We start from the raw sequence: 16,811 nt of genomic DNA, 5'->3' as shown, positions 1-16,811 counted from the left end.
CCGACTTTCCAGGCCTCCTCCTCAGGCCTCCCTCAACGGATGGTGAACTTTCATGAGCAAGACCTCGCGCATCGCGGGTGCGGTAATTGGCGCAGTCGTCCTGACCGGGTCGCTCGCCGCGTGCGGCGGCGACAGCCTGGAGTCGGACGGCGGGTCGGACAAGGGCTCGGGCTCCGACAAGAAGGGCTCCCTCGTCGTCGGCGCCGCGGCCTTCACCGAGTCCAAGGTGCTGGCCGAGCTCTACGCGCAGATCCTCGGTGACGGCGGATACGACACCTCCGTCACGACGGTGAAGAACCGCGAGCTGTACGAGCCGTCCCTGGAGAAGGGTGAGATCGACGTCGTCCCCGAATACGCGGCGACGCTCACCGAATTCCTCAACGCCAAGGTGAACGGCGCTGACGAGGCCCTGAAGAAGCCGCTCGCCTCCAGCGACACGGCCGCCACGGTCGGCGCACTGGAGAAGCTGGCGGAGCCGCTCGGCCTGAAGGTGCTCCCCGCCGGCAAGGCGGTCGACCAGAACGCCTTCGCGGTGACCAAGGAATACGCCGAGAAGAACAAGCTCAAGACGCTCTCGGATCTGGGCGCGTCGAAGCTCAAGGTGAAGATCGCCGCGGGTGACGAGTGCGAGGTGCGGCCGTTCTGCGCGCCCGGTCTCAAGGAGACGTACGGAATCGACGTCACCGGCATCGACCCGCAGGGCGTCGGTACTCCGCAGGCCAAGCAGGCGGTCAAGGACGGCAAGGACCAGCTGGTCCTCAGCACCACCACCGACGGCACGCTCGACAGCTTCGGTCTGGTGGTCCTGGAGGACGACAAGAAGCTGCAGAACGCGGACAACGTACTTCCCGTGGTCAATGCCAAGGACGCCGGTTCTCAGGAGATCGCGGACATTCTCGGCAAGCTCACCGACACCCTCACGACAGACGATCTCGCGAAGCTCAACCTGAAGGTCGACTCCGAGCGCGCGAAGCCCGCGGATGTCGCCAAGGAGTATCTGGAGTCGAAGGACCTGATCGGCAAGTAGCCGCAAGTTAGGAGGAAGCGGCGGGAAGTAGAGGGACCGGAGTGGAGTCGGCAACGGACGGGGAAAGATTGTCCGGCCGACCCCCATTCCGGGGCGACGCGCGGTAAATTTCTGGCCATGCCACGTGGACGCCACCGCCATTCCCCGCCCCTCCACAGGATTCTGCCGCCGTCGGCCGTGGCCGGGGCCGCGGCTCTGTGCGCCGCGGGTGCCTGGCTTCTCGCGGAACCCGTGGCGCTCCGCGGCCTGGTGTTCGTCACCGCGGCCACCGCCGCCACCGGCGCCTATCTGATGCGCAGTTGGGACCGGGCCGCGGGCCGGCGCGTCGCCGAGCTGCTGCACGCGCAGGCGAACGAGGAGTGGAAGAGCGAGGAGCGAATAGCCGAACTCGAAACGGATATCGACGAATCACGCGAGATCCGCACCCGCCTCGACACCAAACTGCGCGCCAAGCGGGTGGAACTCGCGAAGCTGCGCGGCGAGCACGCCGCGCTCCTGCGGCGGTACGCCACGGCGGAGACCGCGCGCGCCAGCGCGCTGGAGGGCCGGCGGCAGCTCGCCATCGAAGCGGCCACCGAGCCCAAGGCGCTGCCGCCCGCGGGCAGTACACCCACCGCGTCGGCGTACTACCGCGCCGCGCAGGCCCTTGAGGACCTGACGCGCAACGGCGTGACACAGAACACGAAGCGCATCCTCGAAGACGCCCGTCGGCGTGAACTCGCCGAGCGCGCGGCCCGCGAGGCCGCGGCGGAGGCCGAGCGGGAGAAGCAGGCCGAGAAGGCCCGCGCCGAGAAGGCCGAGCAGGAGAAGGAAGCCGGGAAGCGGCGCGCGGCGGAAGCGGCGGCGGCCACCGAGCACACCCGTCCCTCGTCCGCGCTTCCGTTGAAGTCCCGGCCGTCGATGTCCCTGCCGGCCACCCGCCCCCACCCGGGCGCCTCCGCGATCGTCCCGTACAACCGGCGGCACCGGCTGCAGCGGGGTCCCGAGGGAGGTTTCGACTTCTTCGGTACGCAGAAGGACGGGGCGTCGGCGACCGAACCGCCCGCCGCCGACGCGGAGGACGGCCCCGCCGACCCGGAGGCCACGCGGACCGAGGCCGGACAGCCCGCGCCGGCGGAGCTGGAGCGGGCACAGGGCGAGGACCTCGCCGATGTCACCGGCGACGAGGCCCTGGCGCAGCGCAGGACCGACGACCGGGCGGTGGGCCAGGTCATCGACCTGACCGAGCACGACGAGGCCGAGCCGCTGCCGCTCGGGCAACTGCGCAGCGCGATCGGCTCCTGAGGGCTGTCCCGGGGGCCTGGTCCCGGCCACACGCTCCGGGGCGCCCGTTCGCGTCCGACGGTGATGCCGCCGGATCCGGGCGCGCTCGCCGTTCTCAGCCCCGCATCCGCTGCCGGTAGCCGTCGAGGAAGGGAGCTTCCGCCGGGTCGGGGCGGTCGGCGGCGTTGATGATCCGGTGCCAGTACGGGTAGTACGCCGGGAGCTGGGTGGCCTCGTTGATACGGGCCGTCTCCTCGTCGGTCAGCCGCAGATCGGGCGCCGAGAGGTTGTCGAGCAGCTGCTGTTCGGTGCGGCCGCTGATGACCAGGCCGGTGATACCGGGCCTGGCGAGTTCCCAGGCGAGGATGAGGCGCGGGACGGAGACCTGCCGGGCGTCGGCGATCTCGGCGAGCAGATCGATGATGTCGTACGCGCGCTCCCGGTCCACCACATGCGGTTCCGGCCAGTCGGTGCCCTGCCGGGTGGTCGAGGCGACGTCCTGGCCGCGCCGGACCTTGCCGCTGAGCAGTCCCTCGCCCAGGGGACCCCAGACAAGGGTGCCGAGTCCCTGGTCGAGCGCCGCGGGGATGATCTCGTACTCGGACTCCCGGGCCTCCGGCGTGTAGTAGACCTGCTGGACGACCGGTGTGCCGAGGTGGTGCAGACGCGCCGTGTACATGGTCTTCATGATCTGCCAGCCGTTGAAGTTGGAGATCCCCAGGTAGCGCACCTTGCCGGCGGCGACGAGCCGTTCGAGAGCGGTCAGCGACTCCTCGATCGGTGTCTGACCGTCCCATTGGTGCAGGTAGAGCAGGTCCAGATGGTCGGTGTCGAGGCGGCGGAGGCTTTTCTCGACCTCGCGGACGATGTGGTACGCGGACGCCCCGCCGTCATTGGGCCCGTCGGCCAGCCGCGCACGTACCTTGGAGGCGATGAGGACGTCGTCGCGTTTGCCCCGGAGCGCCTGGCCGATGATTTCCTCGGACTGCCCGTAGGAGTACATGTTCGCCGTGTCGATCATGTTCACGCCCGCGTCCAGGGCGACATCGAAGAGTCGGCGGGCTTCATCGAGTCCCAGCCCGCCGATCTGCGTGAACTGCTTGCGGGAGCCGATGTTCATCGAACCGAGCACCAGTCGGGACACTTTCAGACCCGAATTGCCGAGAGTCCGGTATTCCACGTCTCCTCCTCGTGTAGCCAGGATTCCGACGTCCACCCCGGCGCCCCCGGGGCTCTGAATCTCCCGGCCGACGCGGGAACGCCTCGGACACCTGTCCGCGCCCCCTCATCCAGCCTCAGGCCGACGCGCGGATCTCGCACCACGGCAGCGGCACCGGCGGGATACGGGGGAGTGGCCCCTGCGGGCCCCGCTACTTGTCGATGTCGCCGACGACGAAGAAGAGCGAGCCGAGGATCGCCACCATGTCGGCGACCAGGGTGCCAGGCAGCAACTCGGTCAGCGCCTGGATGTTGTTGAAGGAGGCCGAGCGGAGCTTCAGCCGGTACGGGGTCTTCTCCCCCTTCGACACCAGGTAGTAGCCGTTGATGCCGAGCGGATTCTCGGTCCAGGCGTACGTGTGTCCCTCGGGCGCCTTGAGGACCTTGGGCAGCCGCTGGTTGATCGGACCCGGCTCCAGGTCGGCGATGCGGTCGAGGCACGCGTCCGCGAGGTCGAGCGAGTTGTGGGTCTGGCCCAGCAGGCACTCGAAGCGGGCCAGACAGTCGCCCTCCTCGCGCGTGACGACCTCCAGCGTGTCCTGGAGTTCGCCGTACGCGAGATACGGCTCGTCGCGGCGCAGGTCGAAGTCGACGCCCGAGGCCCGCGCGATCGGCCCCGAAACCCCGTACGCGTGCACGGTCTCCGCCGCCAGGACGCCCACGCCGCGTGTCCGGCCCCGGAAGATCTCGTTGCCGAGGACCAGCCTGTCGTAGACGTCCATCCGGGAACGGACCTCGGCGACCGCGTGCCTGGCGCGGTCCAGCCAGCCCGCGGGCAGGTCCTCCTTGAGACCGCCGACCCGGTTGAACATGAAGTGCATCCGGCCGCCGGAGATCTCCTCCATCACGGCCTGGAGCTCCTCGCGCTCCCGGAAGGCATGGAACACCGGGGTGATCCCGCCCAGTTCGAGGGGGTAGGAGCCGAGGAACATCAGATGGTTGAGCATCCGGTTCAGCTCGGCGAGCAGCGTCCGCGTCCAGACGGCGCGCTGCGGCACCTCCATGCCGAGCATGCGCTCGACCGCCATCACCACACCGAGCTCGTTGGCGAACGCCGACAGCCAGTCGTGACGGTTGGCGAGCATGATGATCTGGCGGTAGTCGCGCGCCTCGAACAGCTTCTCGGCGCCCCGGTGCATATAGCCGATGACCGGCTCGGCCTGCCGGATCACCTCGCCGTCGAGCACCAGACGCAGTCGGAGCACACCGTGCGTCGAAGGGTGCTGGGGCCCGATGTTGAGCACCATGTCCGTGCTCTCGGCCGCGCCGCCGATGCCGACCGTCGTGCGGGTGGTCTCCGTCATGCGGGCCAGTCTCTCAGAGCCGTGCCCACCGGAAGCATCAGCCAGCCGAAGTCCCCGAGGCCGCCCCTCGCGGTCAGTTCGGCGGCCTCGCCGGCGGTGGCGAGCGCGCGTACGTAGGAGGCGGGGTCGGTCGTGGCGAGAGAGAGCGGCGGGCGTTCGCCGCTGACGCCGAGCCGGTGCAGAGCCTCGCGCTGGCTCAGTACGAAGGCCCCGCCGCCCCGGGCGTCGCCCGGGTCTCCGGCCGCCGCGCACGCGTCCAGCGCCACATGGGAGGTGATGTCGCAGCTGCCGTCCGGCACCGGCCGCACCTCCCGGCCGTCCCGGAACCCGGTCAGCGTCCCGAACGGCGGCCGGTCGCCCCGTACGTGCGCGTAGTCGACGGCCACCGCGAGGCCCTGGTCCAGCGTCGCGACGGCGGCGGCCCACGCCTCGTCACGGGTCCGGCCGATCTCCGCCCGCGCGCCCGGCTCGGCCATCGGCCACCAGCGCGCCAGCCACTGCGCGTCCGGGCCCTCGACCGGGGCGCCGGGCCGCTCCGTCCCGTCGGGGCCCACCAGGACGTACCGCACCGTCCCGTCGGGCCCGGCCTCGGCGACGTCGACCGGCACGTTGTCCAGCCACTCGTTGGCGAACAGCAGCCCCCGGACCCCGTCCGGCGGCCTGTCGGTCCACTCGACGCGCGGATCCAGCCGGGGCGGGCGCACCGCCCGTTCGACGGCGTACGGCCGCACGGACAGCCCGTTCGGTACGGCGGCCAGGACCCCCGTCAGCAGTTCCCCGCGCCCCGCCCCCATGTCCACCAGGTCGATCTCGTCGGTCTCCAGCGCCTCGGCGGTCGCCACCAGGAGCCGGGCGACGGCCGACGCGAAGAGCGGTGAGGCGTGCACGGAGGTGCGGAAGTGCCCGGCAGGCCCCTCAGGGCGCCGGTAGAAGCCCTCCGGGCCGTACAGCGCGCTCTCCGTCGCCGCGGCCCATCCGCGGGCCTCCACGCCCCACAGGGCCTCCTCGGCCCCGTCGTGCTTACACGTCTCATCCGTCACGGGCCCAAGTCTCCACCTTGGGGAGTACGCGCCGGCCGACCGGATCGGCCCTCCGGTTGACCCTTCTACCTTTCTGGCATCCCTACGCTGGGTTACGTGCAGCGTCTCTATGACTTTCTCCGTAGACACCCGACGGGCGTCGACAGCTTCTGGGCTGTGGTGCTCTTCGGGTTTTCCATGCTGTGGGTGGTCGCGGAGGCGGGTGACGGCGGCACCGAACCGGCGATCGTGGCCGGGGTGATCGTTCTGCTGCTGTCGCTGACCGTCGCGCTGCGGCGTCGCGCTCCGGAGAAGATGCTGCTGCTCGTGGCCGGTCTGGGCGTGGTCCAGATGGTGACGGACGTACGGCCCAACCCGGCGGACTTCGCCATGCTGGCACTCATCTACACGGTCGCCGCGCGGGGCGGCCCGCGCTGGGCCACCCAGCTGGGGCTGATCGGCGGGCTGGCCGCGGCGCCGCTGGCCCAGATCCGCTGGCCCGCGAGCGAGGAGAGCGCCAGTGGGCAGTTCTTCCTCACCGTCGTGCTGGCGGTGCCCTTCGCACTCGCCTGGGTGCTCGGCGACTCCGTCCGCACCCGCCGCGCGTACTTCGCGCAGCTGGAGGAGCGCGCCACGAGGCTGGAGAAGGAGCGGGAGGCGCAGGCGAAGGTCGCGGTGGCCGCCGAGCGCGCGCGGATCGCCCGCGAGCTGCACGACGTCGTCGCGCACAACGTGTCGGTGATGGTCGTCCAGGCCGACGGCGCCGCCTATGTCCTGGACACCGCGCCCGAGCAGGCCAGGCAGGCCCTGGAGACCATCTCGGGCACCGGACGGCAGGCGCTGGCGGAGATGCGCCGGCTGCTCGGCGTGCTGCGGACCGGGGACGTCAAGGAGAGCGGCGAGTACGTGCCGCAGCCCGACGTCCAGCAGATAGAGGACCTGGTCGAGCAGGTCCGGTCGGCGGGGCTCACCGTCGACTTCAAGGTGGAGGGCACCCCCCGGTCGCTGCCGAGCGGGGTGGAACTCACCGCGTACCGGATCGTGCAGGAAGCGCTGACGAACAGCCGCAAGCACGGCGGACCCGACGTGGGAGCCAGCGTCCGTCTGGTCTACTTCGACGACGGGCTGGGACTCCTGGTCGAGGACGACGGGCGCGGCGCGGGCCATGATCTGTACGTGGACGGTGGCGCGGACGGCCGGGGGCACGGCCTCATAGGGATGCGGGAGCGCGTCGGCATGGTCGGCGGCACGCTCGACGCGGGGCCGCGGCCCGGGGGCGGTTTCCGGATCAGCGCGCTGCTTCCGTTGAAACCCGCGCACTGAACACCGGCCTCGCCACCGATGTGCCACCGACCGCCCGCCCCGACGGAGAAGGAACCCGCCGATGTCGATCCGCGTGATGCTCGTCGACGACCAGGTGCTGCTGCGCACCGGTTTTCGCATGGTGCTGGCCGCACAGCCGGACATGGAGGTCGTCGCGGAGGCGGGCGACGGCGCGGAGGCGATCGAGAATCTCCGTTCCACCACCGTGGACGTCGTCCTCATGGACGTACGCATGCCACGCCTGGACGGTGTGGAGGCGACCCGCCGTATCTGCGCGGAGCCCGGCGCGCCCAAGGTGCTCATCCTGACGACGTTCGACCTCGACGAGTACGCCTTCTCCGGGCTCAAGGCGGGCGCCAGCGGCTTCATGCTCAAGGACGTGCCGCCGTCCGAGCTGTTGAGCGCGATCCGGGCCGTGCACAGCGGCGACGCCGTCGTCGCGCCGTCCACGACGCGGCGGCTGCTCGACCGCTTCTCGGCCATGCTGCCGAGCGCCCGGGAGAACAGCGCGGCAACCGGCGCGCTGGAGCGGCTGACCGGCCGCGAGCGCGAGGTCATGCTGCTGGTCGCCCAGGGCCTGTCGAACGGCGAGATCGCCGCCCGGCTCGTCCTCTCCGAGGCGACCGTGAAGACCCACGTCGGCCGCATCCTCACCAAGCTCGGTCTGCGCGACCGGGTGCAGGTCGTGGTGCTCGCGTACGAGTCGGGACTGGTGCGTGCCGGAGGCGGCGCCGTCTGATGCTCCTGTGGATCAACGGGCCCTTCGGCGGCGGTAAGACGCAGACCGCGCACGAGATCGCGCGGCGGCTGCCGGGGAGCGTTATCTGCGATCCGGAGCGGGTCGGGTTCGGGCTGCACCGCATGATGCCCCCCGGGCTCCGGGGTGACTTCCAGGACCTTCCCGCCTGGCGGCAGGGGGTACACGACGTGCTCGATCTGGTGCTGCGTGAACACGACGGGACAGTGATCGCCCCCATGACCCTCGTCCACGACGGCTACTTCGAGGAGATCGTCGGCCGCCTGCGCGGGGAAGGGCACGACGTACACCACTTCGCGCTGCTCGCCGAGCGCGAGACCGTCCTGAAGAGGCTCACCGAACGCGGGCTCGGGACGGGACTCAAACGCGAGAGCTTCGCCGTCGCCAAGCTGGACCACTGTCTGGAGCGGCTGTCCCGCCCGGAGTTCGGCGAGCACATCCGTACGGACAGCGTGACGGTCCCCCAGGTCGCGGACACCGTCGCCGCGTCGGCGGGGCTGCGGCTCGCCCCGAACACCGACAGCGCGTTCCGTCACCGGCTGCGCCGCGCGTGGATCGGCGTCAAGCACATCCGCTTCGGCTGAGCCCCCGGCCGGGCCGGTGCGGCGAAGCGGCCCTCATCGCAGCACACCTTCGAGGAAGTCGCTGCCGAGCCGGGCCACGAGGGTGACGTCCAACTGGTGCAGCACATAGCGCCCGCGGCGGCGGGTCGTCAGCAGCCCGGCCTTTCGCATGACGCTCAGATGCCGGGACACCTCCGGGGCCGATATCCCGTACGCGTCGGCCAGCTCGCCGGTCGTGTACGGGCTCCGCGCGAGACTGCGGCACAGCCGCATCCGCATGGGGTGCGCGACGGCCTCCAGACGCAGCTTGACTGTTTCCACCGAGGGCGCGCCGCCCGAAGGTTCCGGGCTGCCGACCGGGTACTGCACGACCGGCTGCCAGCCGGGCGCGTGCAGCGCGAACAGATGTGGCCAGCCGAAGGCGGTGGGCAGGAGGGTGAGGCCCGAACCGACGGCGCTCGTGCGGCCCGACATGAGCTTGTCCACGACGACCGCCGCGCCCTGTGCCGTCTCCTGGAGGCTCACGGCGGACGAGACGGCGGCGAGGGCTTCGGCGAGGCCCTTGCGCCGCAGCAGGTCGGTCTTGTGCCGGGCGTCGGCGGCCAGCTGGACCCGGACACGCTGCCAGGTCTCGGCGAAGAACGCCTGGTCGCAGTCTTCCAGCCGCCGCCTTATCCATGCCCGGACGGCCGGCGGGTCGGCCAGCATGCGCCGTACGAAGGCGGACTGGCGCGGCCCGCGCGCCGCCGCCAGCTCCAGCGCGCGCTCACGCGACCGGTCGTCCACCAGCGGGGACGGCGCGCCCGTGTCGTACTGACTCGCGCAGGAGATCTCCAGCGCGGCCGCCACGTACTGCTCGTCGGGCATCCGGTCGAGGTCGTCCAGCTCTTCGGCCAGCGTCTCGCGGGGACAGGGCGGCAGCAGGATGTCCGAGCGGGTGGACCGCCACAGGAACTCCGCCTCGTGCAGCCGGTCGGCCAGCTCGGGCTTGAGCCCGGCCGACGTGGAGGTGACCCAGCCGTGCAGCCGCGCGTGGTGGCCCGGCTCGGACAACGCGTGGAGGGCGGCGCCGAGTTCGGCGAGCGGGGACGGTCCGAAGACGATCCGCTCGTGGGTCAGCCCGGTGATGTCGATGGTCACGCTCATGCACCCATGCTGCACGCCGCCACCCACAGCGCGGCGGACGATTGACGGCGGCGGTCAATCGGCGGGCCCGTTCCTGCCTCAGCCCGCCTGCGTCTCCGCTCCGGCCTCCGCCTTCACGCGGGCCATGAACTCCCGTACGGCCTGCCGGACGTCGTCCGCCGTCCACTCCAGCCCGGCCTGCGCGACCGTCACCTCCGTCACGGAAACACCCGGCGGGCCGGAGCCGGAGTCGAACCAGCGGCGGAAGAGGACCACACCGGTCTCCTCGGCCTGGCGCACGGCCGCCTCGTTCAGCACCCGGGCGTCGTACGGAAGCCAGACCTGGAACTGGTGGGTGTGCGGCTGCCGGGGATGCACCCGGAACCAGGGCGCGGCGGGCACGGCTCCCGATCCGCTGCCGGCTCCCGATCCGGTGCCGGCTTCGGATCCCGTCACCCGCACCGGCTGGGCGAACTCCTGCGCCAGCGCCGCCGCGACCACGCGCGCGTGGGCGACGTACGACGGCAGCCGGGGCAGCTCCCGCTCCAGCCCCAGCAGCGCGGACAGCGCCGCCGGATACTGCTGGAAGACCTGTCCTCCGTACCGATGCCGCCACACCCGCGCCTCCTCGACCAGCGTCGAGGACCCCACGAGCATCGCCCCGGACATCCCGCCGAGGGACTTGTAGAAGGACACGTACACGCTGTCCGCCAGCCCCGCGATCTCCTCCAGGGGCCGGCCGAAGTGCGTCGTGCTCTCCCACAGCCGCGCGCCGTCGAAGTGCACCACCGCGTCGCGCTCGCGCGCCGCCGCCACGACGGCGACGAGCTCGTCCCACGTCGGCAGGACGAACCCGGCGTCCCGCAGCGGCAGTTCCAGCATCAGCGTGCCGAACGGTTCGTCCGTGGCCTGGATCTCCTCGGCCGTGGGCAGCCGGGGCTCGGACGTCGGATGGATCGTCCGCAGGCCGCTCACGACCGACAGGGCGCCGCCCTCGTGCACCTCCGGGTGCGCCATCGGATGCAGGGCCACGGTCGCGTTGCCGGTGCGACCCGCCCAGCACCGCAGTGCCACCTGCTGCGCCATGGTGCCGGTCGGGAAGAACGCGGCGGCCGCGAAGCCGAGGAGGCCCGCCACCCGGCTCTCCAACTCGGCGACGACCCCGTTCCCGTACACGTCCGCCCACTCGTCGAGGTCGTGGACCGACGACGCGTCGGCCGCCAGAGCGGCCAGTTGTTCACCGAGGGGCCGGTCGGCGTGGCTGCGCCAGAGGATCCGTCCGGAGGCGTGCCAGGCGGCCAGCCGCCGCCGTCGTTCGTCCTGCTCGCTCGTGTCTGCCATGGGGCGATCATCGTCCACGGGGCGCGGTCCGCCCAGTGCTTTTACCAGGGCCGCCCACACCCTGTGGACAGTCGGGGAATGCCACGAAACGCTGGCGTAGCATGGCGAGAAATCGTCCGGTACCCGTCGCGGACTGGAACGGAAGGCCCCGCCGCGTGAACGCATCAGCAGTCCCCCTCGATCCTCGTGACCCCCGGGACAGGCCCGCCCGGCTCACGGTCGGAGTCGTCGGTTCCGGGCGGGTCGGACCGGCGCTGGCCGCGGCTCTCCGGCTCGCCGGTCACCGCCCGGTCGCCGCCTCCGGCGTCTCCGACGCCTCCGTACGGAGGGCGGCCGTCCTGCTGCCCGAGGTGCCCCTCGTGACGCCCGCCGAAGTGCTCGCCCGCGCGGAGCTGGTGCTGCTGACCGTGCCGGACGACGCGCTGCCCGGTCTGGTCGAAGGGCTCGCCGAGACCGGAGCGATCCGTCCGGGACAGCTCCTGGTGCATACGTCGGGGCGGTACGGCACGAAGGTGCTGTCGCCCGCGCTCCACGCGGGCGCGCTGCCGCTCGCGCTCCATCCCGCGATGACGTTCACGGGCACCTCCGTGGACGTCCAGCGACTGGCGGGCTGCTCCTTCGGGGTCACCGCTCCCGACGAACTGCGGCTGGCCGCGGAGGCGTTGGTCATCGAGATGGGCGGCGAGCCCGAGTGGGTCGAGGAGGACGCCCGCCCGCTCTACCACGCGGCCCTGGCGCTCGGTGCGAACCATCTGGTCACCCTCGTCGCCCAGTCGATGGAGCTGCTGGGCAAGGCGGGAGTCGAGGCGCCGGACAGGATGCTCGGCCCGCTCCTCGGCGCCGCCCTCGACAACGCGCTGCGCTCCGGCGACGCGGCGCTCACCGGCCCCGTGGCGCGCGGCGACGCGGGCACGGTCGCCGCGCACGTCGCCGAGCTGCGGGAGCACGCGCCCGCCGCCGTCCCCGGCTATCTGGCGATGGCCCGTACGACGGCCGACCGGGCGCTCGCCCACGGCCTGCTCAAGCCTGAGCTGGCCGAGGACCTGCTGGGCGTCCTCGCCGACGGCGACAGCCGGCCGGGAGGCGAGCGATGAGCCTCGAACTGGCCTCCACGCGCGCGGAGCTGGACGGGCTGCTCGCCCGGCACGGCAGCGCGCGGACAGCCGTACGGGAGCAGGCAGCCACACCGGAGGGATCCTCCTCCGCCCGTACGGCCGTCGTCATGACAATGGGCGCCCTCCACGACGGCCACGCGGCGCTCGTGCGCGCCGCCCGCCGGCACGTCGGCCCGGCCGGCTTCGTGGTCGTCACCGTCTTCGTCAACCCGCTCCAGTTCGGCGCGAACGAAGACCTGGACCGCTATCCCCGGACCCTCGAATCGGACCTGAAGACGGCGGAGGCGGCAGGCGCCGACGCCGTGTTCGCGCCGTCCGTCGACGAGGTGTACCCGGGCGGCACGCCCCAGGTACGGATCTCCGCCGGGCCCATGGGCGAGCGCCTCGAAGGCGCCGTACGGCCCGGGCACTTCGACGGCATGCTCACCGTCGTCGCGAAGCTGCTCCACCTCACCCGCCCCGACGTCGCCTTCTACGGACAGAAGGACGCCCAGCAGCTCGCGCTGATCCGGCGGATGGCCCGCGACCTGAACTTCCCGGTCGAGATCGTCGGCGTACCGACGGTCCGCGAGGACGACGGTCTCGCGCTCTCCAGCCGTAACCGCTACCTCTCCGCCCCCGAGCGCCGGACCGCGCTCGCTCTCTCCCGCGCGCTCTTCGCCGCGAGCGACCGCCTCGGCGCCCAGCACGCGCTGCGCGCACGCGCGGATTCCGCGCCCACGTCCACGGCCCGCGCGGCGGCCCTCTCGGCGCTCGGCGAGGCCCGTGCCGCCGCCGACAGCCACGCCGTCGCCCACGCGGCGTCCCGTACGCCGCGGACGGCCTGTGGCGCGCACGCCGTACGGTCCGCGGCCCGCGTCGTCCTCGACCAGGCGGTGAGGGACAGCGACTCCTTCACGCTCGACTACCTCGCCCTCGTGAACCCCGCGGACTTCACGGAGGTCCCGGACGACTACACCGGCGAGGCGATCCTCGCCGTGGCCGCGCGTGTCGGCGCGACACGGCTGATCGACAACATCCCACTGACGTTCGGAGCTTCCCAGTGACCGCCGAGTCCGTACGGGAGCCGAGGCCCGCCCGCCCGGCCGGCATCCAGCTCACCGCGCCCGTGCCCGGCTGGGCCGTCGACGCCGACGTGGTCGTGGTCGGCTCCGGTGTCGCCGGGCTCACCACGGCCCTGCGCTGCACGGCGGCCGGGCTCAGGACGGTCGTCGTCACCAAGGCCCGCCTCGACGACGGCTCCACCCGCTGGGCGCAGGGCGGCATCGCGGCCGTGCTCGGTGAGGGCGACACCCCCGAGCAGCATCTGAGCGACACACTCGTCGCGGGCGCCGGTCTCTGCGACCAGGAGGCCGTACGCACGCTGGTCACCGAAGGGCCCGACGCCGTACGCAGGCTGATCGGAACGGGGGCGCGGTTCGACACGTCGGCGGCCGGCGATCTCCAGCTGACCCGCGAGGGCGGCCACCACCGCCGCCGTATCGCCCACGCGGGAGGCGACGCGACCGGCGCGGAGATCTCCCGTGCCCTGGTCGACGCGGTGCGCGACGCCTCCCTCCGTACGGTCGAGAACGCGTTGGTCCTCGACCTCCTTACGGATGAACACGGCAACACCTCCGGCGTCACCCTCCATGTGATGGGCGAGGGCCAGCACGACGGCGTCGGCGCCGTCCACGCCCCCGCCGTCGTCCTGGCCACCGGGGGCATGGGCCAGGTCTTCTCGGCGACGACCAACCCGGCCGTCTCCACCGGTGACGGTGTCGCTCTCGCGCTGCGCGCCGGGGCGGAGGTCTCCGACCTCGAATTCGTGCAGTTCCACCCGACGGTGCTCTTCCTCGGCGCCGGGTCGGAGGGCCAGCAGCCGCTGGTGTCCGAGGCGGTACGGGGCGAGGGCGCGCATCTCGTGGACGCGGACGGTGTCCGCTTCATGCTCGACCAGCACGAACTGGCCGAGCTGGCGCCCCGCGACATCGTCGCCAAGGGCATCATGCGCCGGATGCGGGAGCAGGGCGCCGAGAACATGTATCTGGACGCCAGGCACTTCGGCGCGAGGATGTGGGCGACCCGCTTCCCCACGATCCTCGCCGCCTGCCGGTCGCACGGAATCGACCCGGTCACCGAGCCGATCCCGGTCGCGCCCGCCGCGCACTACGCGTCCGGCGGCGTCCGTACGGACCTGCGCGGCCGTACGACCGTGCCGGGCCTCTACGCCTGCGGCGAGGTGGCCTGCACGGGCGTCCACGGCGCCAACCGGCTGGCTTCCAACTCCCTCCTGGAGGGCCTCGTGTTCGCCGAGCGCATCGCGGCGGACATCGCCGAGGTCGCGGCGGCCCCCCGCCCCGCGCCGCCCGCCACGTCACCCGCCGACCGGCCCTCCCTCGCGCCCGCCCCCGCCGCGCTCCTGCCGCTCATCGCTCCCGAGGCGCGCCTGACGATCCAGCGGATCATGTCCCAGGGCGCGGGGGTCCTCAGGTCCGCAGGGAGCCTGGGCGTCGCCGCCGATGCCCTGGAGGCCGTGTATCAGGACTCCCTGCGCCCGACGGACCCGGCCGACCCGGCGAACCCCGGCAAACCCGCTCAGCCGGGCGTCGAGTCCTGGGAGACCTCCAACCTCCTCTGCGTCGCGCGCGTCCTGGTGGCCGCCGCCCTGGAGCGCGAGGAGACCCGCGGCTGTCACTGGCGCGAGGACTTCCCGGAGCGGGACGAGACCGACTGGCGACGCCACCTCGTCGTACGCCTCGGTACGGGCCGCGTCCTGGAGCTGAGCCGGACCGACACCCCCGAATTTCCCGCCGCAATCCCCGTAGATCTCTCCGTCCCCAGGGAGCCGTCACCGTGAGCACGCCCGAAGACAGTCCGCGCCCCGAGGCCGTGGACGTACCGCTCATCCAGATCGGCGCCCCGGCGTCCGCCGCGGGGGGCTGCGGCGACGGCTGCGGCTGTTCGGACGGTGAGGAATCCCTGGAGTGCGGCCTCGACCCCGCGCTCGCCGAGCTGCTGGCCGAGGCCGGACTCGACCCCGTCCAGGTCGAGGACATCGCCCACGTCGCCATCGGTGAGGATCTCGACCACGGCCTGGACGTGACGAGCGTGGCGACCATTCCCGCCGACGCCGTCGCCACCGGCGACTTCACGGCCCGCAAGAGCGGCACGGTCGCCGGACTGCGTGTCGCCGAGGCCGTCCTGTCCATCGTCTGTACGGAGGACTTCGAGGTCGAGAGGCACGTCGAGGACGGCGCCCGCGTCGAGGCCGGCGACAAGCTCCTCAGCGTCACCACCCGGACCCGTGACCTGCTGACCGGGGAGCGCAGCGCGCTCAACCTCCTGTGCAGGCTCTCCGGCATCGCGACCGCCACGCGCGCGTGGGCCGACGCACTGGAGGGCACCGGCGCGAAGGTGCGCGACACCCGTAAGACGACACCGGGGCTGCGCGCCCTGGAGAAGTACGCCGTGCGCTGCGGCGGCGGTGTCAACCACCGGATGTCGCTCTCGGACGCCGCGCTCGTCAAGGACAACCACGTGGTCGCCGCCGGCGGGGTCGCCGAGGCATTCAAGGCCGTACGGGAGCGGTTCCCCGACCTCGCGATCGAGGTGGAGACCGACACGCTGGAGCAGGTCCGCGAGGTCCTCGACGCGGGGGCCGACCTGATCCTGCTGGACAACTTCACCCCGGAGCGGACCGCGGAGGCGGTCGCTCTTGTCGCGGGCCGGGCACTGCTGGAATCGTCCGGCACGCTCTCCCTGGAGAACGCCCGCGCGTACGCCGAGACCGGCGTCGACTATCTCGCCGTCGGCGCCCTCACGCACTCCGCCCCGATCCTCGACATCGGCCTCGACCTGCGTGAGGCGGCGCTCTGATGCTGCTCACCATCGACGTCGGCAACACGCACACCGTGCTCGGTCTGTTCGACGGCGAGGAGATCGTCGAGCACTGGCGGGTCTCCACGGACGCGCGCCGTACGGCCGACGAACTGGCCGTCCTCCTTCAGGGACTGATGGGGATGCACCCGCTGCTCGGCGAGGAGCTGGGCGACGGCATCGAGGGCATCGCGATCTGCTCCACCGTGCCCTCCGTCCTGCACGAGCTGCGCGAGGTGACCCGCCGCTACTACGGAGACGTGCCCGCCGTCCTGGTCGAGCCGGGCATCAAGACCGGCGTACCGATCCTGGTGGACAACCCGAAGGAGGTCGGCGCCGACCGGATCATCAACTCGGTCGCCGCGGTCGAGCTGTACGGCGGTCCCGCGGTCGTCGTGGACTTCGGCACGGCCACGACGTTCGACGCGGTCAGCGCGCGCGGGGAGTACACGGGCGGGGTCATCGCGCCCGGCATCGAGATCTCCGTCGAGGCGCTCGGCATAAGGGGCGCCCAGCTGCGCAAGATCGAGCTGGCGAGGCCGCGCAGCGTCATCGGCAAGAACACGGTCGAGGCGATGCAGTCGGGCATCGTGTACGGGTTCGCCGGCCAGGTCGACGGGGTCGTGGCCCGGATGGCGCGAGAGCTGGCCGAGGACCCGGGCGAGGTCACCGTGATCGCGACGGGCGGTCTGGCGCCGATCATCCTCGGCGAGGCGACGGTGATCGACGAGCACGAGCCGTGGCTGACGCTGATCGGGCTGCGACTGGTGTACGAGCGCAACGTGTCGCGCATGTAGCCCGCGGCCGGTCCGTCATCGAGCGCCGGGCGGCCCGCGGGGAGCTCGTCCGGCGGTCGAGCCCCAGGTGGCGCCGGAGATCCCGGCGCGCCGCAGCCGTC

Annotated in this window: 15 protein-coding genes; 10 read left to right on the top strand and 5 right to left on the bottom strand. The window is 72.1% G+C overall.

The window, feature by feature from the left end:
• Positions 1–52: 52 nt before the first annotated feature.
• Together IEY79_RS19465 and IEY79_RS19460 are read left to right on the top strand one after the other, a co-directional pair.
• Positions 53–1,027 carry an ABC transporter substrate-binding protein gene (locus IEY79_RS19465; protein WP_189108808.1) on the top strand — a complete coding sequence of 325 codons (975 nt, stop codon included), beginning with the start codon at positions 53–55 and terminating at the stop codon, positions 1,025–1,027.
• Positions 1,028–1,144: 117 nt separating this feature from the next.
• Entirely contained in the window at positions 1,145–2,311 is a 1,167-nt protein-coding gene (locus IEY79_RS19460) for a coiled-coil domain-containing protein (protein ID WP_189108807.1), read from the top strand.
• A 94-nt stretch (positions 2,312–2,405) separates the two neighbouring features.
• On the opposite strand, the gene IEY79_RS19455 is transcribed toward IEY79_RS19460, so the two are convergent.
• The 3 genes from IEY79_RS19455 to IEY79_RS19445 form a co-directional block, all read right to left on the bottom strand.
• Positions 2,406–3,470 (bottom strand): aldo/keto reductase, encoded by a 1,065-nt coding sequence (locus IEY79_RS19455; protein ID WP_189108806.1) that lies wholly within the window; start codon positions 3,468–3,470, stop codon positions 2,406–2,408.
• Between the two features lie 190 nt (positions 3,471–3,660).
• Complete coding sequence (locus IEY79_RS19450) at positions 3,661–4,812, bottom strand: NADH-quinone oxidoreductase subunit D (RefSeq protein WP_189108805.1); 1,152 nt, start codon at positions 4,810–4,812, stop codon at positions 3,661–3,663.
• Positions 4,809–5,852, bottom strand: a complete 1,044-nt coding sequence (locus tag IEY79_RS19445; RefSeq protein ID WP_373292582.1) for an SAM-dependent methyltransferase — start codon at positions 5,850–5,852, stop codon at positions 4,809–4,811. The genes IEY79_RS19450 and IEY79_RS19445 overlap by 4 nt, the downstream gene beginning before the upstream one ends.
• A gap of 96 nt (positions 5,853–5,948) precedes the next feature.
• On the opposite strand from IEY79_RS19445, the gene IEY79_RS19440 reads away from it, so the two are divergent.
• The 3 genes from IEY79_RS19440 (at position 5,949) to IEY79_RS19430 (ending at position 8,495) form a co-directional block, all read left to right on the top strand.
• Entirely contained in the window at positions 5,949–7,154 is a 1,206-nt protein-coding gene (locus tag IEY79_RS19440; protein ID WP_189108804.1) for a sensor histidine kinase, read from the top strand.
• 61 nt (positions 7,155–7,215) lie between these two features.
• Positions 7,216–7,893 carry a response regulator transcription factor gene (locus IEY79_RS19435; protein WP_189108803.1) on the top strand — a complete coding sequence of 226 codons (678 nt, stop codon included), beginning with the start codon at positions 7,216–7,218 and terminating at the stop codon, positions 7,891–7,893.
• On the top strand, positions 7,893–8,495 hold the full coding sequence (locus IEY79_RS19430; RefSeq protein ID WP_189108802.1) for an AAA family ATPase: 603 nt from the start codon (positions 7,893–7,895) through the stop codon (positions 8,493–8,495). The genes IEY79_RS19435 and IEY79_RS19430 overlap by 1 nt, the downstream gene beginning before the upstream one ends.
• 33 nt (positions 8,496–8,528) lie before the next feature.
• Here the strand turns inward: IEY79_RS19430 and IEY79_RS19425 are convergent, their stop codons facing one another.
• Together IEY79_RS19425 and IEY79_RS19420 are read right to left on the bottom strand one after the other, a co-directional pair.
• Positions 8,529–9,620: a DUF5937 family protein gene (locus tag IEY79_RS19425; protein WP_189108801.1), complete on the bottom strand. Its 1,092-nt coding sequence runs from the start codon at positions 9,618–9,620 to the stop codon at positions 8,529–8,531.
• 78 nt (positions 9,621–9,698) lie between these two features.
• Positions 9,699–10,940: a threonine aldolase family protein gene (locus tag IEY79_RS19420; protein WP_189108800.1), complete on the bottom strand. Its 1,242-nt coding sequence runs from the start codon at positions 10,938–10,940 to the stop codon at positions 9,699–9,701.
• A gap of 155 nt (positions 10,941–11,095) precedes the next feature.
• Between IEY79_RS19420 and IEY79_RS19415 the strand changes: the two genes are divergently transcribed.
• Genes IEY79_RS19415 through IEY79_RS19395 form a run of 5 tightly spaced genes read left to right on the top strand, consistent with a single transcriptional unit; the run spans position 11,096 to position 16,710 of the window.
• The gene (locus IEY79_RS19415) at positions 11,096–12,034 is read left to right on the top strand and encodes a Rossmann-like and DUF2520 domain-containing protein (RefSeq protein WP_189108799.1); all 939 of its coding nucleotides are present in this window, start codon (positions 11,096–11,098) and stop codon (positions 12,032–12,034) included.
• A complete protein-coding gene (gene panC / locus IEY79_RS19410) occupies positions 12,031–13,101 on the top strand; it encodes a pantoate--beta-alanine ligase (protein ID WP_189108798.1) in 1,071 nt (356 codons plus the stop codon). Before IEY79_RS19415 ends, panC begins: the two co-directional genes overlap by 4 nt.
• Complete coding sequence (locus IEY79_RS19405; protein WP_189108797.1) at positions 13,098–14,894, top strand: L-aspartate oxidase; 1,797 nt, start codon at positions 13,098–13,100, stop codon at positions 14,892–14,894. The genes panC and IEY79_RS19405 overlap by 4 nt, the downstream gene beginning before the upstream one ends.
• Positions 14,891–15,913, top strand: a complete 1,023-nt coding sequence (gene nadC, locus IEY79_RS19400; RefSeq protein WP_189108796.1) for a carboxylating nicotinate-nucleotide diphosphorylase — start codon at positions 14,891–14,893, stop codon at positions 15,911–15,913. Before IEY79_RS19405 ends, nadC begins: the two co-directional genes overlap by 4 nt.
• Complete coding sequence (locus tag IEY79_RS19395; RefSeq protein ID WP_189108795.1) at positions 15,913–16,710, top strand: type III pantothenate kinase; 798 nt, start codon at positions 15,913–15,915, stop codon at positions 16,708–16,710. Before nadC ends, IEY79_RS19395 begins: the two co-directional genes overlap by 1 nt.
• Positions 16,711–16,811 lie beyond the last annotated feature (101 nt).

Source organism: Streptomyces camponoticapitis (genome assembly GCF_014646115.1).
GTDB classification, from domain to species: Bacteria; Actinomycetota; Actinomycetes; order Streptomycetales; family Streptomycetaceae; genus Streptomyces; species Streptomyces camponoticapitis.
Note: the sequence above shows the minus strand (reverse complement) of the source record. Positions and strands in the feature narration are given on the sequence as shown.